Source organism: Streptomyces dengpaensis (genome assembly GCF_002946835.1).
GTDB lineage: Bacteria > Actinomycetota > Actinomycetes > Streptomycetales > Streptomycetaceae > Streptomyces > Streptomyces dengpaensis.
On sequence record NZ_CP026652.1, the window covers coordinates 3,809,936 to 3,831,887 of the forward strand.

Below are 21,952 nucleotides of genomic sequence, written 5' to 3' on the forward strand. Positions count from 1 at the left end.
ACTTGGACTGCCCGGTCAGCGGATTTCACCGCGCGAGGGCTTTGCGAAGGCGTTCCTCGTCCACGCGCCAGAACGTGTGCTGGGCGCCGTCGACCAGGACGACCGGGATCTGCTCCCAGTACGCGCGATGCAGTTCCTCGTCGAGGGTGATGTCCTTCTGCTCCCAGGGGACCCCGAGTTCGGCACATACCTTCTCGATCACCAGTTCTGCGTCATCACACAGGTGACACCCGGGCTTCCTGATCAGAGTGACCAGGCGGTGCTCGGGTGCCTTGCTCTCCGTACGGCGGTCGCTGCGCCGGAACATGGGACTCATACCGGCCATTCTCGCGCTTCGGGCGCGGTACGGGACGGGGCCCGGGCGCGCGCCGTACGGAAGCTTCCAGATCACTTCTTTAACGGCGCGGTCGCGGAGAGTTCACAGCGTCGAATCCTCTCGACTCCGGAAGCACCGAACAAACTGGCTATGCTCACGGCATGGCCGCTCTCGGATGGCTCACTCCCCGTAGGCGCTCCGCAACCGCGCGGAGCGTGTTGGCAGGCGAGGCCTCGGCGGAGGCAGCGCGCAAGTCCTCGCAGGAACTGGAAGAGCTGGCGCCCGACGCCGCCGTGGAGGAACCGGAGTTCCCGGTACTCGGCGACGAGAAGGCCGCCGCGTTCTTCGACCTCGACAACACCGTGATGCAAGGCGCCGCCCTCTTCCACTTCGGCCGGGGCCTGTACAAACGGAAGTTCTTCGAGACACGCGATCTCGCCCGATTCGCCTGGCAGCAGGCGTGGTTCAGGCTCGCCGGGGTCGAGGATCCGGAGCACATGCAGGACGCGCGCGACTCGGCGTTGTCGATCGTGAAGGGCCACCGGGTCTCGGAGCTGATGTCGATCGGCGAGGAGATCTACGACGAGTACATGGCGGAGCGCATCTGGCCGGGTACGCGGGCGCTGGCGCAGGCGCACCTGGACGCGGGCCAGAGGGTGTGGCTGGTGACGGCGGCGCCGGTGGAGATCGCGACGGTGATCGCGCGCCGGCTGGGGCTGACGGGCGCGCTCGGCACGGTGGCGGAGTCGGTGGACGGCGTCTACACGGGCAAGCTGGTGGGTGAACCGCTGCACGGCCCGGCGAAGGCGGAGGCGGTACGCGCCCTGGCCGCGGCGGAGGGCCTGGACCTCTCCCGCTGCGCGGCGTACTCCGACTCGCACAACGACATCCCCATGCTGTCGCTGGTGGGCCACCCCCACGCCATCAACCCCGACACCAAGCTCCGCAAGCACGCGCGCGAGTGCGACTGGCGGCTGCGCGACTACCGCACGGCGCGCAAGGCCGCGAAGGTCGGCATCCCTGCGGCTGCCGGGGTGGGCGCGGTGGCGGGCGGCACGGCGGCCGCGATCGCCCTGCACCGGCGCCGCCGCTGACTGTTCCCGTTCCGCGGGCTCGCTTTCCGCCGGTGGGCCGGTCGCTATCCGCCGGTGGGTGGGTCGCTATCCGCCGGTGGGTGGGTCGCTATCCGCCGGTGGGTGGGTCGCTTTCCGCCGGTGGTGGGTCGGGGCCGTGCCGGTACATCCGCCCGTCGTGGCCGGTGGATCAGACGTTGGATTACAGGAACCGTCTCCAGATCCGAACGGGGCGACGGGCATGTGATGTACCGGCACGGCCCCTCCCGTGCGCTGGCGACTGCGGGTGCGTGGGGGCGCGCGCCCAGATCTTTCAGCCCGTCCGGCGAAAGCTTTTAGCCCGTCCGGCGAAGCCTTTTAGCCCGTCCGGCGTTTGAGGACGAGGCCGTTCAGGCCGATGCGGGGGGCTGGGGGCGGCAGCCCCCAGGTACGGGGCGGCGGGGGCGAAACCAATCTGCGGTCCTACCCGGAAGGGACCCCCGCCAGTCCCGTTCCGCGCAGGCGGCCACAACACGCCCCGCACTCAAACGGAACGCGGACTGATTCGGTCAACAACCGGTCACCGACCGGCACTTGATAAGGCGTCGATCAGCAACAGAAGCGACGTAATCGATGATTTGAGCAACTGGGTGTAGCGCTGCCTGTACGAAGCGTTATCCTCCTCAGACGCAAACCGGTACCCCTCCGTCGCTACGACGGGTGAACGGTCCCGCACTGCACGTGATGGAAGCTCTGCCTCTGGGAGTCCCGTGTACTCACACGTCGGGGTTGACGCCTCGGGCCTGGCTACGCTGCGCGCAACGGTCCTGGACCGTCTGCGCGGCTTCGTCCCCACCGCGTACGCCGTCCCCGCCCTCGCCGCCCCCGCGCCCGTCGGCCCCTGCTACGCCCTGGCCGAGGGCAACGCGGCGGTCGGCAGACGGGGCCGCTCGGGCGCGGCCACCACCGCACGCCGCCCGGCCGCGGACAGCGACAGCGCCCGGATGATGGACCTCGTGGAGCGCGCCCAGTCCGGCGAGGCCGACGCCTTCGGGCGCCTCTACGACCAGTACAGCGACACCGTGTACCGGTACATCTACTACCGGGTGGGAGGTAAGGCCACCGCGGAAGACCTGACGAGCGAGACCTTCCTCCGCGCCCTGCGCCGCATCGGCACCTTCACCTGGCAGGGCCGCGACTTCGGCGCCTGGCTCGTCACCATCGCCCGCAACCTCGTCGCGGATCACTTCAAGTCCAGCCGCTTCCGGCTGGAGGTCACGACCGGGGAGATGCTCGACGCCAACGAGGTCGAGCGGTCCCCCGAGGACTCCGTCCTGGAGTCGCTCTCCAACGCCGCGCTCCTCGACGCCGTACGGCGGCTCAACCCCCAGCAGCAGGAGTGCGTGACGCTCCGCTTCCTCCAGGGGCTGTCCGTCGCCGAGACCGCCCGCGTGATGGGCAAGAACGAGGGCGCCATCAAGACCCTCCAGTACCGAGCCGTGCGCACCCTCGCCCGGCTCCTCCCGGACGACGCCCGCTGAGCAACGCCCCTGCCGCACACGGATCCATACGTTCAGCTACCGTCAACTCACTTTCTGTAAAAGCCTGTTGACTTCGTGGTCCGATCATCCGTCGTCCGTAACCCAAGTGCCGCGACGCTCGTTGTGCGGGATACAGGCTCCCTGTGGTCACGTCCTGGCCATCGCTGATCACTCGATCGTGTGGATGCGCTCAGGACGTGCAACCCTCAGGACCCCCTGGGGAGTCGACCGTCATGACGAGAGGAGGTGCCGCCAGTGATCGCGAACGTATCGGCACACCGGCGGGCGCACGCCTTCGCCCAGGCCCTGGAGGAGCAGTCCGACCAGGGCACGGCGGCCGAGCAGCCCGATGGATCGGCACCGTCCCAGGCTGCGTCGGAACAGACCGAGCAGGGCCTGCTGTTGGCCCTCGCCACCGGTCTCGGCGAGCTGCCCAAACCGGAGCTGGACCCCGAGGTCAAGGTCGTGCAGCGAGCCCAGCTCGTCGCCGCGATGGAGGCCATGCTGCTGGAGGGCACCGCCGCCGGAGGCGAGGGTCCCGACCGTTCGCTGCCCGAGCAGCGGTCCCATCGGGCCAGGGGCGCGCACCGGGCGAGCGGGCTGGGGAAGTTGCGACCGCGTTCCCGGTTGTCGAAGGGCCTCGCCGCGGGCGGGCTCACCGTCGGTGTGGCTGCGGGAGCCTTCGGCGGCGTGGCCGCGGCCAGCTCCGACGCCCTGCCCGGTGACTCGCTCTACGGCCTCAAGCGGGGCATGGAGGACATCAAACTGGGCCTGGCCGAAGGAGACGGCCACCGCGGCGAGCTCTACCTCGACCAGGCCTCGACGCGACTCAGCGAGGCACGCCGGCTGCTGGAGCGCGGCCGCGACGGACAGCTCGACCACGAGGCCGTGGGCGAGATCCGGCGCGCCCTGACCGGCATGCGGCACGACGCCTCCGAGGGCCACCGCCTTCTGCACGAGGCGTACGAGCGGGACGGCTCACTGGGCCCCATCCAGGCCCTGTCCGCCTTCTCCCAGTCGCACCGCGGGGCCTGGGGCGCACTGCGCGACCGGCTGCCGTTCCAGCTCGGGGATGTGAGCAGCGAGGTCTCGTCCGTCTTCGACGCCATAGACGAAGAGGTCGAGCCGCTACGCTCGCTGCTCCCCCAGACGCCCGCGCCGGAAGGCACGGGCCGTCACCGGGGCAACAGCGAGGAGTCCGCCGGGTCGCCCCGCACGGACGGGCCCGCGCCCAGCACCCCGAGCGGCTCCTCCAGCGGACGCCACAGCAGCGGCAAGCCCAACCCCTCCAGCTCGGGCAGCAGCAGCGACGGCCTCCTCGGCGGCAACACGGGCGGCCTCCTGGACCCGCCCAAGAACAGCGCCAGTTCGTCCCCGTCCAGCAGCAACAGCAGCACACCCGGCGGCCCGGACGTCACGCTGCCGCCCCTGCTGCCCGGCCTCCTGCCGGGCCTGGGCATCGACGGCGAGGACACCGAGTAGGAGCGTTTACGTCGATGGGGGCGCCCTTCCCGAGAAGGGCGCCCCCATCGACGTACAGGAACGATCAGACGTTGAGGAACGATCAGAAGAACACCGACCGGCGCTGCACCAGCAGCTTGTACAGCGTGTGCTGGATCTGTTCTCTGACCTGGTCCGTCAGGTTGAACATCAGCATCGGGTCCTCGGCCGCCTCCGGCGGATAGCCCTCTGTGGGGATCGGCTCGCCGAACTGGATCGTCCACTTCGTGGGCAGGGGGACGGCGCCGAGCGGGCCGAGCCACGGGAAGGTCGGGGTGATCGGGAAGTACGGGAAGCCGAGGAGGCGCGCGAGGGTCTTCGCGTTGCCGATCATCGGGTAGATCTCCTCCGCACCGACGATCGAGCACGGGATGATCGGGGTGCCCTGGCGCAGGGCGGTGGAGACGAAGCCGCCGCGGCCGAAGCGCTGGAGCTTGTAGCGCTCGCTGAACGGCTTGCCGATGCCCTTGAAGCCTTCGGGCATCACGCCGACCAGTTCACCGCGCTCCAGGAGCCGTTCGGCGTCCTCGGCGCAGGCGAGGGTGTGACCGGCCTTGCGGGCCAGCTCGTTGACGACCGGCAGCATGAAGACCAGGTCTGCGGCTAGGAGACGGAGGTGGCGGCCCGAGGGATGGTTGTCGTGGACGGCGACCTGCATCATCAGGCCGTCCAGCGGGAGCGTCCCTGAGTGGTTGGCGACGATCAGCGCCCCGCCCTCGGACGGGATGTTCTCGATGCCCTTCACCTCGACGCGGAAGTATTTGTCGTAGAGGGGACGGAGCAGGGACATCAGGACCTGGTCGGTGAGCTCGGCGTCGTAGCCGAAGTCGTCGATCTCGTACTCGCCCGTGAGCCGACGGCGCAGGAAGGACAGGCCGCCCGCGATGCGCCGCTCCAGGCCGCTGCCGGAGCCCTCCGGGGCCTTCTGGGGCGGCTGTTCCTCACGTGTCACAGGGACATCATCCTGTGCGGGAACCCGCCCGGGCAGGGGCTGTACCTCGCGTACCACCGCGGGCTCGCCCTTGCGCCGGCTCCCCGCGGTCCGCCGCCGCGGCGGGCGCTGCACCGCGCCCCCGCGCGAGCGGTCGTCGTCGAACGGAATGACCTTGGCGTCCGCCATCGTTGATGCGCTCCTCATGTGGCGCTCTGCGTCGGGGGGTGGCCGCCGCCCAGGTGGGGCAGCGCGGCGATCCGGTCGACGGCCCCCGCAAGGGCCTCGGGGGGCAGCAGTCCGGGGCCCCGGCTGCGGGCGAAGTCCGCGAAGGTCTCCGCCGTCGTGTACTTCGGCTTGAATCCCAGCGTTTCGCGCATCTGGTTGGTGGCCACGACCCTGCCGTGCGTGAGCAGCCGCAGCTGTTCCGGCGAGAAGTCCGTGACGCCCAGCGTACGCACCGCCGTGCCCGCCCAGGAGAGCGCGGGCAGCAGCAGCGGCACGGTGGGACGGCCGAGGCGCCGTGAGCACTGGGAGAGCAGCAGGACGCCGTCGCCCGCGATGTTGAAGGTGCCGCTGTTGAGCGTCCCGCGCTCGGGTTCGTGCGAGGCGATCCGCAGCACGTCGATGACGTCGTCCTCGTGCACGAACTGCAGCCGCGGGTCGTAGCCGAACACGGTGGGCAGCACGGGCAGCGAGAAGTAGGCGGCGAGCGGGGAGTCCGCGCTCGGCCCCAGGATGTTCGCGAACCGCAGCACACACACGGCCACGTCGGGCCGCCGCCGCGCGAACCCTCGTACGTACCCCTCGACCTCCACCGTGTCCTTCGCGAAGCCGCCGCTGGGCAGCGACTTGGGCGGGGTGGTCTCGGTGAAGACGGCGGGGTCGCGGGGCGCGGACCCGTAGACGTTCGTGCTGGACTTCACGACGAGCCGCTTGACCGTCGGGGACTTCTGGCAGGCACCCAGCAGCTGCATGGTGCCGATGACGTTGGTCTCCTTGACCGTGGTCCGGCTGCCTGAGCCCAGCGCCGTGCCCGTTACGTCCATGTGAACGACCGTGTCGACGGAGTGCTCGGCTAGCACCCGCGCGATGGTGGGCTGCCGGATGTCCGCCTGGACGAAGTCGGCGCCGCCCAGAAGGTGCTCGGGCGGGACCGCGTCCACGGCGATCACCCGGTCCACCTGTGGATCACGCTGGATCCGTCGTACGAACCGGCCCCCCAGCTGCCGGGCCACTCCGGTCACGAGCACGACCTTCCCCAAGATCAGCGCCTTTCTTCCAGAACTGGACGTAGCTCCGCTCGCACCCTGCCGTGTACCCCGTGTGCGCCAACTTAGCGGGTTGATGTTGCGCTGTGATGACCGCCCGATGCACGAAGTGACGACATCCACAGACGTACGAACAGACCAAGCCATTCGGCCCACAGGCGTACGCACAGGGCTCGGGCAATCGCTCGGGCGGTCGCTCGCCTGATCGGGATGCGTGGGACTCGCGTGATCGGGACACGTGGGACTCGCGTGATCGGAATACGTGATCGGAAAATGCGGGACATGACTGCGGCCCCCCACCAGTGCTTGGTGGGGGGCCGCAGAACACGCTCTCGCGGCGTTGCGCCGTAAGTAGTCCTCGGTGAACCGCTGATCGCAGTTCTCCGCGGACTACTTCTTGTTGCGACGCTGAACGCGCGTGCGCTTGAGCAGCTTGCGGTGCTTCTTCTTCGCCATCCGCTTGCGCCGCTTCTTGATAACAGAGCCCACGACTACCCTCGCTCACTTCTCTTTACTCGGTGCTGGGCTGCATGGGCCCACACGACCTATGAGGGGCCAGCCTACCCGTCCGAGCGCTGAGGTCGTAATCGAGGTGTTCCGGGAGATCTTGCAGGGTCTCCCGGAATACCGTCAGGCCGTCTCCACCCCCACATAGCTCTCACGGAGGTACTCGTGAACCGCTTGCTCCGGCACCCGGAAGGACCTTCCCACCCGGATCGCCGGCAGATGACCGCTGTGCACCAAGCGGTACACGGTCATCTTCGACACTCGCATCACCGAGGCGACTTCCGCCACGGTCAGGAACTGAACCTCGTTCAGAGGCCTCTCGCCAGCTGCAGCCATGACACACCTGAACCTTCCGCACTCGACGGCCACCGGCTTCCCCTTCCGGTGACTCTTCGTCGTTGCGTGCTCACTCCCCAATGTAGGGGCGTGTGATGCGAGTGGGGAAGAGGGGATGGCATCGGCCGCCTACTGTGACAGACACGCTCGATTGAGTACATAGCGAGTAAGCGGTCGGTAGTAATCAGACCGCACAGCGTCATCAAGCGGAACGACGACGGACACCCGCCCCTCTGCCTCTCCGACGAAGAGCGCAGGATCGTCCGTATCGGCCAAACCCATGGCCTCGAACCCCAGCTGACCTGCTCCGCAGACCCATCCGTGGTCTCCGATAACCAGCTCAGGGAGCGGCCCGCCGGACTCCGCGGCGGCGGCCAGAGCGGTCCGAACCGGGAGGGGTGAGTGGGTGTGTGCGCCGGTCGCGCGACCGGTGTCCCGCACGCCGGGTTCGCGCACCAGCGCGACACCTTGTACGTAGTCAAGGTTGTACGTGCGTAGGCCGAACCGGGTCGTTATGTCGACACAGCTACCCTGCGCGGGGGTGAGGACGGTACATCCCGCCGCCGACAGGGCGTCCGCCAGCGCGGCGTAGAAACCGATCAGCCGATGCGGATGACCGGTGCCGAGGAGTACGGGTTCGCGGTTACGGGCGGCCTCCTCGACCCTCTCCGCGAAGGCGTCGAGAGCCGCCAGGGTCCGCTCGGGATCGATCACATCATGCCCCGTCGTGTGCGTCGGATCGGCCGAAACCCCACACTTGTCGGCCATCAACTCGATCAAGTCCCGCTGCTGCCAGGTCCATTCGGGATCAAGCCCGAGCAGTACGCGGGGATCACGGGCGGCGAAGAGCCGATAACTGCGCAGACTCTCCTCCCGCGAGGTGGCCACGGGCCCGGCCAACCGGGCGGCCAACAGGTGTGCACGCAATGCTCCGGTGCTCAACACGACAGCGATGCTGACGCATTGACCTTCGGGCCACCCGGAAAACGGAGAAAGGCCCCACAGTTGGCGTAACGGGGGGTCCCAGCCCGTTACAGCCCGTCCGGCGTTTGAGGACGAGGCCGTTCAGGCCGATAGGCGGGGGTCTGGGGGCGGCAGCCCCCCAGGTACGGGACGGGTAGGGGCGGAGGGGGCGACAAACCGCTACGGCAACAACCCCCGCAACGGAAACACGGCCCGCCGCGTGGCAAGCACTGCCTGATCAACCCGGTCGGCGGGGTCGTACCCCGCCTCCCACCCCTTCCAGGACACCGGCCACCGCCCGTCAGTCATCCGTGCGGGCGCCAACTGCCGCGTACGCGCGAAGACTTCCTGCCGCCAGCTCTCAGGAATCACCGTCTCGGGCTCAACAGCCCGCCCCGCCGCGACAGCGACGAGATGCGTCCACGACCGTGGCACGACATCCACGACGGCGTACCCCCCACCCCCCAGCGCAACCCACCGCCCCTCCGCGTACTCGTGCGCCAGCTCATGACAGGCCACCTGCACAGCCCGCTGCGCATCAAGCGACACGGCGAGGTGCGCGAGCGGGTCCTCGAAGTGCGTATCGGCCCCGTGCTGCGTGACGAGCACCTGCGGCCGGAAGTCGGCCATCAGCTCGGGCACCACGGAGTGAAAGGCCCGCAGCCACCCCGCATCCCCGGTCCCGGCCGGCAGCGCGACATTGACGGCGGACCCCTCCGCCGAGTCGCCCCCCGTCTCCTCCGGCCACCCGGTCTGCGGGAACAACGTCCGCGGATGCTCGTGCAACGAGATCGTCAGCACCCGGGGGTCCTCCCAGAACGCGGCCTGCACACCGTCCCCGTGGTGCACGTCCACATCCACATACGCCACCCGTTCGGCCCCCAGCTCAAGCAGCCGCGCGATCGCCAGCGAGGCGTCGTTGTAGATGCAGAACCCCGACGCGCCCCCGGGCATCGCGTGGTGGAGCCCGCCCGCGAAGTTCACCGCGTGCAGCGCGTCCCCGTGCCACACCGCCTCGGCCGCCCCGACCGACTGCCCGGCGATCAGGGCCGACACCTCGTGCATCCCCGCGAAGGCGGGATCGTCCATGGTCCCGAGCCCGTACGAGGGGTCAGCGGCCTCGGGATCGGCGGACGCGGCCTTGACCGCCTCGACGTAGTCCTCGCGGTGTACGAGCCGCAGCGTCGACTCCCCGGCCGGTTTCGCCGCGACCACGTCGACCTCGCGGTCGAGACCGAAGGCGCCGATCAGTCGCCGGGTCAGCGCGAGCCGGACCGGATCCATCGGATGATCCGGACCGAAGTCATAGCCCGTTACCGCCTCGTCCCACATCAGCTGTGCGTGGCCGCTCATGCCGGTCACCGTATCGGTCCGGTTGAGGATCGAACGACCGGGCATACCCCAAGGTCACCAGGACGAGCACCATCGGTACGAGCATGGCGCCGCGGTAGTTCCAGACGTCCCCCAACGCGCCCACCAACGGCGAACCGATCAGGAACCCCACGTAGTTGAAGATGTTGAGCCGCGCGATGGCGGTGTCCGAAGCCCCCGGGAAGAGCCGCCCGGCGGCCGCGAAGGTCTGCGGCACGATCACACACAGCCCGAGCCCCAGCAGAGTGAACCCCAGCATCCCCACCCACGCCCCGGGCGCCACCGCCACCACGGCGAACCCGAGCGCCGCGACGACCGCCCCCAGGCGTACGACGGCCACGGCACCGAACCGCCGCACCCCGAAGTCCCCGACGGCACGCCCCGCCAGGGTCATCACCATGTACACGTTGTACGGAACCGTCGCCAGCTGCTCCGAACTGCCCAGCACGTCCTGCAGATACTTCGCACTCCAGTTGGAGACCGTCGAGTCCCCGATGTACGCGAACGTCATCACCAGACAGAGCGGCAGCAACAGCTTGAAGACGACGGGCCCGCCCTCGGCCGCCTCCTTCTCATCGGGGGCGCCCCCGTCGACGTACCACCGACTCCCGACGAACGCCGCGGGCAGCAGCACCAGCACGACCGGCAGATACGACACCAGGAGCGAGAGGTGCCAGTACGCCCCCGCCCACGCGAGCGAGGCGCCGACGATCCCACCGAGGCTGTACGCCGCGTGAAAGCCGAGCATGATGCTGCGCCCGTACGTCCACTGCAGGCTCACCCCGAGCATGTTCATCGAGGCGTCGAGCACGCCGACCGCGAGCCCGAAGGCACCGAGGGCCACCGCCAGTTCGGCCACCTGGTCCCCCGCCGCGACGCCGAGCAGCGCCAGCAGCACGACGGGCTGCGACCAGCGCAGCAGCCGGCTCGGCCGTATGCGCTTGACCAGGTGCTCGGTCGCCACGCTCCCGGCTCCGGCGAGGATCGGCACGGCGGCCAGGAAGGCGGGCAGCAGCGCGTCGGAGACGCCGTAACGGTCCTGGATGGCTGGAATGCGCGTCACGAGCAGCGCGAAGGCGACGCCTTGAACGAAGAAGCTGAATGCCAAAGAAGCCCGACCGCGCCGCAGCACATCAGTCATGGCGGCGAGCGTAGGGCTCCGGCCTACCGGTGGGTAGATCAAGCCGAAGATGAATTCTGCTCAGCTCTGCGGATGAGGCCCGCTCACCGGGCATGGTCGGCAGCCTGCCAGGCCGAGGCATGGTGGGCAGCCTGCCAGGCCGGCTCCTCCCCGAGCGTCATCCCCGGGCAACTCCCCGGAGACGGTCATACGAACAGGTCGGCCAACTCGCCCATGTCACCGAAGAGTCGCGTGGCACCGGCCAGCTTGGCGGCGGGCGTCATGGCCGTGAACCCGTACACATCCATCCCGGCAGCGTTCGCCGCCTGCACCCCGAGCGGACTGTCCTCGACAACGACACACTTCTGCGGCGGTACGCCCATCCTGTCGGCCGCGTGCAGAAACAGATCCGGCGCCGGCTTGCCCCGCCCCACGTCCTGCGAACTGAAAACGCGCCCCTCGTCGAACCACCGGTCGAGCCCGGTCTTCCGATGCCCCACCCGAATCCGCTCATGGCTCCCGGACGAGGCCACGCAGTACCGCACGCCGTCCGCGGCCAGCTTCTCAAGGACCTGCACGGCGCCGGGAACGGGCTCCAACTCCCGCTCAAAGGCGGCGAAGACGCGCCCATGGAAGACGTCGTCGAAGTCGTCCGGCAGCCGCCCGCCGCTACGCTCCTGGACGAGGTCGTGGATGCGATGCATGGCCGCCCCCATGTAGTCCCTGATCGAGTCCTCGTACGAGGTCGGGTGTCCGAGCTCGGTGAGATAGGCGGCCAGGATGGTGTTGGATATCGGCTCACTGTCCACGAGGACGCCGTCGTTGTCGAAGATGACCAGGTCGTAGCGCATGACTCGACCCTAAACGCAGAAAACCCCCCTGCCATTCGGCAAGGGGGTTTTCTCTACGATTAGTTCGGCGGCGTCCTACTCTCCCACAGGGTCCCCCCTGCAGTACCATCGGCGCTGTAAGGCTTAGCTTCCGGGTTCGGAATGTAACCGGGCGTTTCCCTCACGCTATGACCACCGAAACACTATGAAACTGTGAATACCGCACCGTCGCCGTGGCCCGACAACGGGGTTGTTCGTGGTTTCAGAACCAACACAGTGGACGCGAGCAACTGAGGACAAGCCCTCGGCCTATTAGTACCAGTCACCTCCACACCTTACGGCGCTTCCAGATCTGGCCTATCAACCCAGTCGTCTACTGGGAGCCTTAACCCCTCAAGGGGGTGGGAGTCCTCATCTCGAAGCAGGCTTCCCGCTTAGATGCTTTCAGCGGTTATCCCTCCCGAACGTAGCCAACCAGCCATGCCCTTGGCAGGACAACTGGCACACCAGAGGTTCGTCCGTCCCGGTCCTCTCGTACTAGGGACAGCCCTTCTCAAGACTCCTACGCGCACAGCGGATAGGGACCGAACTGTCTCACGACGTTCTAAACCCAGCTCGCGTACCGCTTTAATGGGCGAACAGCCCAACCCTTGGGACCGACTCCAGCCCCAGGATGCGACGAGCCGACATCGAGGTGCCAAACCATCCCGTCGATATGGACTCTTGGGGAAGATCAGCCTGTTATCCCCGGGGTACCTTTTATCCGTTGAGCGACGGCGCTTCCACAAGCCACCGCCGGATCACTAGTCCCGACTTTCGTCCCTGCTCGACCCGTCGGTCTCACAGTCAAGCTCCCTTGTGCACTTACACTCAACACCTGATTGCCAACCAGGCTGAGGGAACCTTTGGGCGCCTCCGTTACCCTTTGGGAGGCAACCGCCCCAGTTAAACTACCCATCAGACACTGTCCCTGATCCGGATCACGGACCCAGGTTAGACATCCAGCACGACCAGACTGGTATTTCAACGACGACTCCACAAACACTGGCGTGCCTGCTTCACAGTCTCCCAGCTATCCTACACAAGCCGAACCGAACACCAATATCAAACTGCAGTAAAGGTCCCGGGGTCTTTCCGTCCTGCTGCGCGAAACGAGCATCTTTACTCGTAGTGCAATTTCACCGGGCCTATGGTTGAGACAGTCGAGAAGTCGTTACGCCATTCGTGCAGGTCGGAACTTACCCGACAAGGAATTTCGCTACCTTAGGATGGTTATAGTTACCACCGCCGTTTACTGGCGCTTAAGTTCTCAGCTTCGCCAAGACGAATCCTGACTAACCGGTCCCCTTAACGTTCCAGCACCGGGCAGGCGTCAGTCCGTATACATCGCCTTACGGCTTCGCACGGACCTGTGTTTTTAGTAAACAGTCGCTTCTCGCTGGTCTCTGCGGCCACCCCCAGCTCGAGGAGCAAGTCCCCTCACCAGTGATGGCCCCCCTTCTCCCGAAGTTACGGGGGCATTTTGCCGAGTTCCTTAACCATAGTTCACCCGAACGCCTCGGTATTCTCTACCTGACCACCTGAGTCGGTTTAGGGTACGGGCCGCCATGAAACTCGCTAGAGGCTTTTCTCGACAGCATAGGATCATCCACTTCACCACAATCGGCTCGGCATCAGGTCTCAGACAATTGCCAGGCGGATTTACCTACCTGACGTCCTACACCCTTACCCCGGGACAACCACCGCCCGGGATGGACTACCTTCCTGCGTCACCCCATCACTCACCTACTACCAGCTCGGGTCACCGGCTCCACCACTTTCCTTTCCCCGAAGGGTCCGGAACGGCTTCACGGGCTTAGCATCACTGGATTCGATGTTTGACGCTTCACAGCGGGTACCGGAATATCAACCGGTTATCCATCGACTACGCCTGTCGGCCTCGCCTTAGGTCCCGACTTACCCTGGGCAGATCAGCTTGACCCAGGAACCCTTAGTCAATCGGCGCACACGTTTCTCACGTGTGTATCGCTACTCATGCCTGCATTCTCACTCGTGAACCGTCCACCACTGCCTTCCGGCGCGGCTTCACCCGGCACACGACGCTCCCCTACCCATCACAGCCTCCGTTGGGAGTATTGCTGCAATGACACGACTTCGGCGGTACGCTTGAGCCCCGCTACATTGTCGGCGCGGAATCACTAGACCAGTGAGCTATTACGCACTCTTTCAAGGGTGGCTGCTTCTAAGCCAACCTCCTGGTTGTCTCTGCGACTCCACATCCTTTCCCACTTAGCGTACGCTTAGGGGCCTTAGTCGATGCTCTGGGCTGTTTCCCTCTCGACCATGGAGCTTATCCCCCACAGTCTCACTGCCGCGCTCTCACTTACCGGCATTCGGAGTTTGGTTAAGGTCAGTAACCCGGTAGGGCCCATCGCCTATCCAGTGCTCTACCTCCGGCAAGAAACACACGACGCTGCACCTAAATGCATTTCGGGGAGAACCAGCTATCACGGAGTTTGATTGGCCTTTCACCCCTAACCACAGGTCATCCCCCAGGTTTTCAACCCTGGTGGGTTCGGTCCTCCACGACCTCTTACAGCCGCTTCAACCTGCCCATGGCTAGATCACTCCGCTTCGGGTCTTGAGCGCGCTACTAAACCGCCCTATTCGGACTCGCTTTCGCTACGGCTTCCCCACACGGGTTAACCTCGCAACACACCGCAAACTCGCAGGCTCATTCTTCAAAAGGCACGCAGTCACGAGACACATCCGAAGATGTGTCCGACGCTCCCACGGCTTGTAGGCACACGGTTTCAGGTACTATTTCACTCCGCTCCCGCGGTACTTTTCACCATTCCCTCACGGTACTATCCGCTATCGGTCACCAGGGAATATTTAGGCTTAGCGGGTGGTCCCGCCAGATTCACACGGGATTTCTCGGGCCCCGTGCTACTTGGGTGTCTCTCAAACGAGCCGCTGACGTTTCGACTACGGGGGTCTTACCCTCTACGCCGGACCTTTCGCATGTCCTTCGCCTACATCAACGGTTTCTGACTCGTCCTGTCGCCGGCAGACAACAGAAGAGAGATCCCACAACCCCCCAAGCGCAACCCCTGCCGGGTCTCACACACTTGAGGTTTGGCCTCATCCAGTTTCGCTCGCCACTACTCCCGGAATCACGGTTGTTTTCTCTTCCTGCGGGTACTGAGATGTTTCACTTCCCCGCGTTCCCTCCACACTGCCTATGTGTTCAGCAGCGGGTGACAGCCCATGACGACTGCCGGGTTTCCCCATTCGGAAACCCCCGGATCAAAGCCTGGTTGACGACTCCCCGGGGACTATCGTGGCCTCCCACGTCCTTCATCGGTTCCTGGTGCCAAGGCATCCACCGTGCGCCCTTAAAAACTTGGCCACAGATGCTCGCGTCCACTGTGCAGTTCTCAAACAACGACCAACCACCCATCACCCCGAACCAGTAGTCCGAGTGCACTGGGGCCGGCACTGAAGGCAGCCACATTCGGCCGTACCCTCAGACACCCAACAGCGTGCCCGACACGATCAGCTGACCAGATCAGCGTTCCACGCCCCGAGGGGCAGTACTAGCGCCTGATCCATCCTGGATCGTGCCGAATAATCAACGTTCCACCCATGAGCAACCAGCATCGGACGTTCGCCGATGTACTGGCCTCTGACCAAGTCCCCGAAGGTCGTTGGTGAGAAGTGCTCCTTAGAAAGGAGGTGATCCAGCCGCACCTTCCGGTACGGCTACCTTGTTACGACTTCGTCCCAATCGCCAGTCCCACCTTCGACAGCTCCCTCCCACAAGGGGTTGGGCCACCGGCTTCGGGTGTTACCGACTTTCGTGACGTGACGGGCGGTGTGTACAAGGCCCGGGAACGTATTCACCGCAGCAATGCTGATCTGCGATTACTAGCAACTCCGACTTCATGGGGTCGAGTTGCAGACCCCAATCCGAACTGAGACAGGCTTTTTGAGATTCGCTCCGCCTCGCGGCTTCGCAGCTCATTGTACCTGCCATTGTAGCACGTGTGCAGCCCAAGACATAAGGGGCATGATGACTTGACGTCGTCCCCACCTTCCTCCGAGTTGACCCCGGCAGTCTCCTGTGAGTCCCCATCACCCCGAAGGGCATGCTGGCAACACAGAACAAGGGTTGCGCTCGTTGCGGGACTTAACCCAACATCTCACGACACGAGCTGACGACAGCCATGCACCACCTGTACACCGACCACAAGGGGGCACCCATCTCTGGATGTTTCCGGTGTATGTCAAGCCTTGGTAAGGTTCTTCGCGTTGCGTCGAATTAAGCCACATGCTCCGCTGCTTGTGCGGGCCCCCGTCAATTCCTTTGAGTTTTAGCCTTGCGGCCGTACTCCCCAGGCGGGGCACTTAATGCGTTAGCTGCGGCACCGACGACGTGGAATGTCGCCAACACCTAGTGCCCACCGTTTACGGCGTGGACTACCAGGGTATCTAATCCTGTTCGCTCCCCACGCTTTCGCTCCTCAGCGTCAGTAATGGCCCAGAGATCCGCCTTCGCCACCGGTGTTCCTCCTGATATCTGCGCATTTCACCGCTACACCAGGAATTCCGATCTCCCCTACCACACTCTAGCCTGCCCGTATCGACTGCAGACCCGGGGTTAAGCCCCGGGCTTTCACAACCGACGCGACAAGCCGCCTACGAGCTCTTTACGCCCAATAATTCCGGACAACGCTTGCGCCCTACGTATTACCGCGGCTGCTGGCACGTAGTTAGCCGGCGCTTCTTCTGCAGGTACCGTCACTTTCGCTTCTTCCCTGCTGAAAGAGGTTTACAACCCGAAGGCCGTCATCCCTCACGCGGCGTCGCTGCATCAGGCTTTCGCCCATTGTGCAATATTCCCCACTGCTGCCTCCCGTAGGAGTCTGGGCCGTGTCTCAGTCCCAGTGTGGCCGGTCGCCCTCTCAGGCCGGCTACCCGTCGTCGCCTTGGTGAGCCACTACCTCACCAACAAGCTGATAGGCCGCGGGCTCATCCTTCACCGCCGGAGCTTTCCACCCAGGAGCATGCGCTCCCGGGTCGTATCCGGTATTAGACCCCGTTTCCAGGGCTTGTCCCAGAGTGAAGGGCAGATTGCCCACGTGTTACTCACCCGTTCGCCACTAATCCACCCCGAAGGGCTTCATCGTTCGACTTGCATGTGTTAAGCACGCCGCCAGCGTTCGTCCTGAGCCAGGATCAAACTCTCCGTGAATGTTTTCCCGTAATCGGGACGACACCACGAGAGCGGAACGATCAGCCGGAATAAGACCGATCGTTCACAGCGTCCTCGCTGTGCGCCTGCCCCGAAGGGCAGGACTTTTTCAAAGGAACCTCGCCCCAGCCGATCGGCCGGAGACGGGGTATCAACATATCTGGCGTTGATTTTTGGCACGCTGTTGAGTTCTCAAGGAACGGACGCTTCCTTTGTACTCACCCGAGAGACTCTCTCAGGCTTTCCTCCGGGCGCTTCCCTTCGGTCTTGCGTTTCCGACTCTACCAGATCTTCCCGATCCGATTTCCTCGACGCTTTCCAGGTTTCCGCTTTCGCGTTTCCCCTTCCGGCGATTGTGACTCTATCAGATCCTTTCGGGCCTGATTCCCAGTCAGCGGGGGTTGTCTTCCCGGCCCTTGGGCCGTTCCAACGAATGATACCTTAGCGGATTCCTGGCTCCCGAGCTAATCGGGGTGGCGTCCTTTCGAACGCGGAATCCTCATTTCGCAAACACGCATGAAAACGAGCCGACGACGGATCGCCGTTCGTTAAGTGCTTGGTGCGGAATGGCTGTCCGGGGACCGACCGGAGTCGGTGCTCACGTCGGACAACTCGGAGAACAATACGCACGGGGTAGGGGCGTGTCAACTCCCCTCCATAGTGCCCTCCGGAGGCGTAGCCTCAGAGGCATGACTACGCATACGTGCACCCAGCAGTGGTGGGCCGCCTGACGGCGGCCGTACTCACGTATGTACTCAACGGCCGCCCGCCTCGGCGGCCGTTTTTGTGTCTCCCTCCTGGAGAGCGCCGGCCGGCGGGTGCGGCGGTCTCGACCAGGAGGTGGAGAGATGAAGCGGATCTTCAGTGGGGTCAAGCCGACCGGGCATCTGACGCTGGGGAACTACCTGGGGGCCGTACGGCGGTGGGCCGACGTCGATCAGCACCGGGCAGACGCTCTGTTCTGTGTCGTCGATCTGCACGCGCTGACCGTGGAGCACGATCCGGCGCGGGTGCGCAGGCTCAGCAGGCAGGCGGCGACGCTGTTGCTTGCGTCGGGGCTGGATCCGGAGCTGTGCACCGTGTTCGTACAGAGTCATGTGGACGAGCACGCGCGGCTGTCGTATGTGCTGGAGTGCGTCGCGACCGATGGGGAGATGCGGCGGATGATCCAGTACAAGGAGAAGGCCGCGCGGGAGCGGGAGCGGGGTGGCAGTGTGCGGCTGTCGCTGCTGACGTATCCGGTGCTGATGGCGGCGGACATCCTCGCGTACGGGACCGATGAGGTGCCGGTGGGTGATGACCAGACGCAGCATGTCGAGCTGGCGCGGGATCTGGCGGTGCGGTTCAACCAGCGGTACGGGCACACGTTCGTGGTGCCGCGGGCCACCCATCCGGAGGTCGCGGCGCGGGTCATGAGTCTTCAGGAGCCGACGTCGAAGATGGGCAAGAGCGATGACGTCGGGCCCGGGATCGTCTATCTGCTCGACGAGCCCGATGTCGTACGGAAGAAGATCATGCGGGCCGTGACGGACAGTGGGCAGGACGTCGTGTACGACCGGAAGGCGCGGCCCGGTGTCGCGAATCTGCTGGACATTCTTGCCGCCTGTGAAGGTGGGAACCCCGAGGCCTTGAGCGGTGTATATGAGTCGTACGGCGCTTTGAAGAAGGACACCGCCGAGGCCGTGGTCGAGCTCCTCAGGCCCGTACAGGAGAGGCACAAGCAATTGTGCGCGGATCCTGCGTACGTGGAGGGGGTGTTGCGGGACGGTGCGGAGAAAGCCAGGGAGATGGCGAGGCCGAAGGTGGACGCGGCGTATCGGGCGATCGGGTTGCTGCCGGCAGGTGATTGAGCGGGTTGAGCTGCCTGGCTGACGAGCGTCCCCTAGGCGCCCGGCAGGGGTGAGCCCGGCGCCGGGGACCTGTCAGCTGTTGCCGGAGGCGAGTTCGCGGCTGCGGTCGCGGGCTGCTTCCAGTGCGGCGATGAGGGCTGCGCGGACACCGTGGTTCTCGAGTTCGCGGATCGCGTTGATCGTGGTGCCCGCGGGGGACGTGACGTTCTCGCGGAGCTTCACGGGGTGCTCCCCGCTGTCGCGGAGCATCACTGCGGCGCCGATCGCGGACTGGACGATCAGGTCGTGGGCCTTGTCGCGGGGCAGGCCGAGCAGAATGCCCGCGTCCGTCATGGCCTCGACCAGGTAGAAGAAGTACGCCGGTCCCGAGCCGGAGAGGGCGGTGCAGGCGTCCTGCTGGGACTCGGGGACGCGCAGCGTCTTGCCGACGGCGCCGAAGATCTCCTCGGCATGCGCGAGGTGTTCGGCGGTGGCGTGGCTGCCGGCGGAGATGACGGACATGGCCTCGTCGACGAGGGCGGGGGTGTTCGTCATGACACGGACGACTGGAGTGCCTGAGGCCAGGCGCTCCTCGAAGAAGGAGGTGGGGATGCCTGCCGCGCCGCTGATGACCAGGCGGTCGGCGGGGATGTGCGGGGCGAGTTCGTCGAGGAGGGTGCCCATGTCCTGCGGTTTGACCGTGAGGATCAGGGTGTCGGCGGTTTTCGCTGCCTCGGGGTTGGTGACCGGGGTGACTCCGTAGCGCTCCTGGAGTTCCTTGGCTCGCTCCGGGCGGCGGGCGGTGACCAGGAGGTCGGTGGGGGCCCAGCCGGCCCGGATCATTCCGCTGAGCAGTGCTTCGCCGATCTTGCCGGTGCCGAGGACTGCGACTTTCTGGCTCATGGTGCGGGTGCCCTCCGGGGGTGCGTCGTCCGGGGTCCATCCTCGCACCGGGGGTGCCGGATGGGGTGGGGTGTCCGCTGGGCGGACGGTTAGGGGTGGTGACCGTGGGGTGCCTTTTCGCCCTCCGCCCCTACCCGTCCCGTACCTGGGGCCCGCGGCGGAGCCGCTGATGGATACAGCGCCCCCAGACCCCCCGTTTCGCGCTTCGCGCTCGTCCTCAAACGCCGGACGGGCTGAAAAGAATCATGCTGTGCGGCGCCTCAAAGTGGCCGCACCCAGGGTCAGGACAAGGAGTGCGCAGCCTGCGACCACGAGGGCGTCGCGGATGAAGTTGGCTGTCATGTCGGTGTGTTTGAGGACCTCGTTCATGCCGTCGACGGCGTAGGACATGGGGAGGACGTTGGAGATCGCTTCGAGGGCTGGGTGCATGTTGGAGCGCGGTGTGAAGAGGCCGCAGAGGAGGAGTTGGGGGAAGATCACGGCCGGCATGAACTGGACGGCCTGGAATTCCGAGGCCGCGAAAGCCGAGACGAAGAGACCCAGGGCTGTGCCGAGGAGCGCGTCGAGCAGGGCGACCAGCAGGAGCAGCCAGGGGGAGCCGATCACGTCCAGGCCCAGGAACCAGACCGCCAGGCCGGTGGCCAGGGCCGACTGGACGATGGCCAGGGCGCCGAAGGCCAGGGCGTAGCCGGCGATCAGGTCGCCCTTGCCCAGGGGCATGGCCAGGAGGCGTTCGAGGGTGCCCGAGGTGCGCTCGCGGAGGGTGGCGATCGATGTCACGAGGAACATCGTGATCAGCGGGAAGATCCCGAGCAGGGAGGCGCCGATGGAGTCGAAGGTGCGCGAACTGCCGTCGAAGACGTAGCGGAGCAGTACGAGCATCACGCACGGGATGAGGATCATCATCGCGATGGTGCGCGGGTCGTGGTGGAGCTGGCGCAGCACGCGTGCCGCGGTGGCGGTGGTGCGGGAGGCGTTGAGCGCGCGGGGGCGGGACGCCGCGGTGGTGCCGGCGCTGGTGATGGTGCCGGTCCTGCTGCCCGGATTCGTACCCGTACCTGTGCCTGTGCCTGGAGTCGTGCCGGGGCTCGTGGCTGAGGTGGTCCTCATCGGAGGGGCTCCTTGCGAGGGTCGTCGCCGGACGGGGAGTCGGTGTTCTCGGAGTCGGGGTGGGCCGCGTCGCGCGTCGTGGGCTGGGGGCCCGTCGTGGATGGGTTTCCCGTTGTGGGCCGGCTGGCGGCTGCGACTGCTTCGTCGACCAGGTGGAGGAAGGCGGCTTCGACCGTGTCGGTGTCGGTGCGTTCGCGCAGGGCGTCGGGGGTGTCGTCGGCAAGGATCTCGCCCTCGCGCATGAGGAGGAGGCGGTGGCAGCGCTCGGCCTCGTCCATGACGTGGGAGGAGACCAGGAGAGTCGCGTTCCGCTCCGCGGCGATGGTGTGGAAGAGGTTCCAGAGGTCGCGGCGTAGGACCGGGTCGAGGCCCACGGTGGGTTCGTCGAGGACCAGGAGTTCCGGGGTGCCCAGGAGAGCGACCGCGAGGGAGACGCGGCTGCGCTGGCCGCCGGAGAGGTTGCCGGCGAGGGCGTCGGCGTGGGAGGTGAGGTCGACGTCGGCGATGGCCTGGGTGACGTTGGCGTGGCGGCGTTCGGAGGCGGCGCGGCCGGGGTCGAGGATCGCGGCGAAGTAATCGAGGTTCTGACGGACGGTCAGGTCGTCGAAGACGGAGGGAGCTTGGGTGACGTAGCCGATACGGGAGCGCAGTGCGGCGTCCCCGGCGGGGCGGCCGAGGACTTCGAGGGTGCCGGCGACTTTCGCCTGGGTGCCGACGGTCGAGCGCATCAGGGTCGATTTGCCGCAGCCCGACGGGCCGAGCAGGCCGGTGATCTGGCCGCGCGGTACGGCGAAGTCGAGTCCGCGCAGGACGGTTCGGGGGCCGCGTACGACGGTGAGGCCTTCGGCGCGGACGGCGGGCGGCGACTGCACGGGGTCCGGTGAGCCTCCGGGATCGGGTGACCGGACGGGGTCGCCTGGCTCAATAATCATCATGCGATGAATATTGCTCCTGCCGGGCTCGGCGGTCAAGCCCGGTCGCATCCGGCGGCGCAGGCGCGCGTCGGCGCGACCGGAAGAGGGCGGTCCGGGGGGTTCGGGACGGCGCGCTTCCGTACCTGGGAGTTACACGGAAGGGTGCGGGGTCAACTCCCTTTATCGACAATGGATTTCAGT

General features: G+C 66.1%; 16 protein-coding genes and 3 rRNA genes. 4 read left to right on the plus strand and 15 right to left on the minus strand.

Annotated features, from left to right (window positions below):
* Nucleotides 1-25 precede the first annotated feature (25 nt).
* Nucleotides 26-325 (minus strand): glutaredoxin family protein, encoded by a 300-nt coding sequence (locus C4B68_RS17415; protein ID WP_099506173.1) that lies wholly within the window; start codon nucleotides 323-325, stop codon nucleotides 26-28.
* 152 nt (nucleotides 326-477) lie between these two features.
* Between C4B68_RS17415 and C4B68_RS17420 the strand changes: the two genes are divergently transcribed.
* The 3 genes from C4B68_RS17420 to C4B68_RS17435 all read left to right on the plus strand — a co-directional run bounded on the left by C4B68_RS17420 (nucleotide 478) and on the right by C4B68_RS17435 (nucleotide 4,391).
* Nucleotides 478-1,410 (plus strand): HAD family hydrolase, encoded by a 933-nt coding sequence (locus C4B68_RS17420; protein ID WP_099506172.1) that lies wholly within the window; start codon nucleotides 478-480, stop codon nucleotides 1,408-1,410.
* Between the two features lie 728 nt (nucleotides 1,411-2,138).
* Nucleotides 2,139-2,909 (plus strand): ECF subfamily RNA polymerase sigma factor, BldN family, encoded by a 771-nt coding sequence (locus C4B68_RS17430; protein WP_099506170.1) that lies wholly within the window; start codon nucleotides 2,139-2,141, stop codon nucleotides 2,907-2,909.
* Between the two features lie 255 nt (nucleotides 2,910-3,164).
* Entirely contained in the window at nucleotides 3,165-4,391 is a 1,227-nt protein-coding gene (locus C4B68_RS17435; protein WP_099506169.1) for a DUF5667 domain-containing protein, read from the plus strand.
* An 82-nt stretch (nucleotides 4,392-4,473) separates the two neighbouring features.
* Here the strand turns inward: C4B68_RS17435 and C4B68_RS17440 are convergent, their stop codons facing one another.
* From C4B68_RS17440 to C4B68_RS17490, 11 genes are all read right to left on the minus strand, one after another.
* Entirely contained in the window at nucleotides 4,474-5,529 is a 1,056-nt protein-coding gene (locus C4B68_RS17440) for a lysophospholipid acyltransferase family protein (RefSeq protein ID WP_099506168.1), read from the minus strand.
* 14 nt (nucleotides 5,530-5,543) lie between these two features.
* Nucleotides 5,544-6,605 carry an NAD-dependent epimerase/dehydratase family protein gene (locus C4B68_RS17445; RefSeq protein ID WP_099506167.1) on the minus strand — a complete coding sequence of 354 codons (1,062 nt, stop codon included), beginning with the start codon at nucleotides 6,603-6,605 and terminating at the stop codon, nucleotides 5,544-5,546.
* 396 nt (nucleotides 6,606-7,001) lie between these two features.
* A complete protein-coding gene (locus tag C4B68_RS17450) occupies nucleotides 7,002-7,100 on the minus strand; it encodes a 30S ribosomal protein bS22 (RefSeq protein ID WP_003948845.1) in 99 nt (32 codons plus the stop codon).
* 141 nt (nucleotides 7,101-7,241) lie between these two features.
* Complete coding sequence (locus tag C4B68_RS17455) at nucleotides 7,242-7,454, minus strand: helix-turn-helix domain-containing protein (RefSeq protein ID WP_004984898.1); 213 nt, start codon at nucleotides 7,452-7,454, stop codon at nucleotides 7,242-7,244.
* A gap of 129 nt (nucleotides 7,455-7,583) precedes the next feature.
* Nucleotides 7,584-8,399, minus strand: coding sequence for a phosphatase (locus C4B68_RS17460; protein WP_099506166.1), 816 nt, complete (start codon nucleotides 8,397-8,399; stop codon nucleotides 7,584-7,586).
* A 198-nt stretch (nucleotides 8,400-8,597) separates the two neighbouring features.
* A complete protein-coding gene (locus C4B68_RS17465) occupies nucleotides 8,598-9,770 on the minus strand; it encodes an acetoin utilization protein AcuC (RefSeq protein WP_099506201.1) in 1,173 nt (390 codons plus the stop codon).
* Nucleotides 9,721-10,929, minus strand: coding sequence for an MFS transporter (locus C4B68_RS17470; protein ID WP_099506165.1), 1,209 nt, complete (start codon nucleotides 10,927-10,929; stop codon nucleotides 9,721-9,723). Before C4B68_RS17470 ends, C4B68_RS17465 begins: the two co-directional genes overlap by 50 nt.
* A 185-nt stretch (nucleotides 10,930-11,114) precedes the next feature.
* Nucleotides 11,115-11,759, minus strand: a complete 645-nt coding sequence (locus C4B68_RS17475) for an HAD family hydrolase (RefSeq protein ID WP_099506164.1) — start codon at nucleotides 11,757-11,759, stop codon at nucleotides 11,115-11,117.
* A gap of 62 nt (nucleotides 11,760-11,821) precedes the next feature.
* Nucleotides 11,822-11,938: ribosomal RNA gene (rrf, locus tag C4B68_RS17480) — 5S ribosomal RNA — on the minus strand.
* A gap of 92 nt (nucleotides 11,939-12,030) precedes the next feature.
* Nucleotides 12,031-15,150, minus strand: a 23S ribosomal RNA gene (locus C4B68_RS17485).
* 319 nt (nucleotides 15,151-15,469) lie between these two features.
* A 16S ribosomal RNA gene (locus tag C4B68_RS17490) occupies nucleotides 15,470-16,995 on the minus strand.
* The 16S, 23S and 5S rRNA genes sit together here, the layout of an rRNA operon.
* 848 nt (nucleotides 16,996-17,843) lie before the next feature.
* On the opposite strand from C4B68_RS17490, the gene trpS reads away from it, so the two are divergent.
* A complete protein-coding gene (gene trpS / locus C4B68_RS17500) occupies nucleotides 17,844-18,845 on the plus strand; it encodes a tryptophan--tRNA ligase (protein WP_099506243.1) in 1,002 nt (333 codons plus the stop codon).
* A 72-nt stretch (nucleotides 18,846-18,917) separates the two neighbouring features.
* On the opposite strand, the gene proC is transcribed toward trpS, so the two are convergent.
* The 3 genes from proC to C4B68_RS17515 form a co-directional block, all read right to left on the minus strand.
* Nucleotides 18,918-19,727 (minus strand): pyrroline-5-carboxylate reductase, encoded by an 810-nt coding sequence (gene proC / locus C4B68_RS17505; RefSeq protein ID WP_099506242.1) that lies wholly within the window; start codon nucleotides 19,725-19,727, stop codon nucleotides 18,918-18,920.
* Nucleotides 19,728-19,970: 243 nt separating this feature from the next.
* Entirely contained in the window at nucleotides 19,971-20,837 is an 867-nt protein-coding gene (locus C4B68_RS17510) for an ABC transporter permease (RefSeq protein ID WP_240634391.1), read from the minus strand.
* Nucleotides 20,834-21,772 (minus strand): ABC transporter ATP-binding protein, encoded by a 939-nt coding sequence (locus C4B68_RS17515; protein ID WP_373682278.1) that lies wholly within the window; start codon nucleotides 21,770-21,772, stop codon nucleotides 20,834-20,836. The genes C4B68_RS17510 and C4B68_RS17515 overlap by 4 nt, the downstream gene beginning before the upstream one ends.
* Nucleotides 21,773-21,952 lie beyond the last annotated feature (180 nt).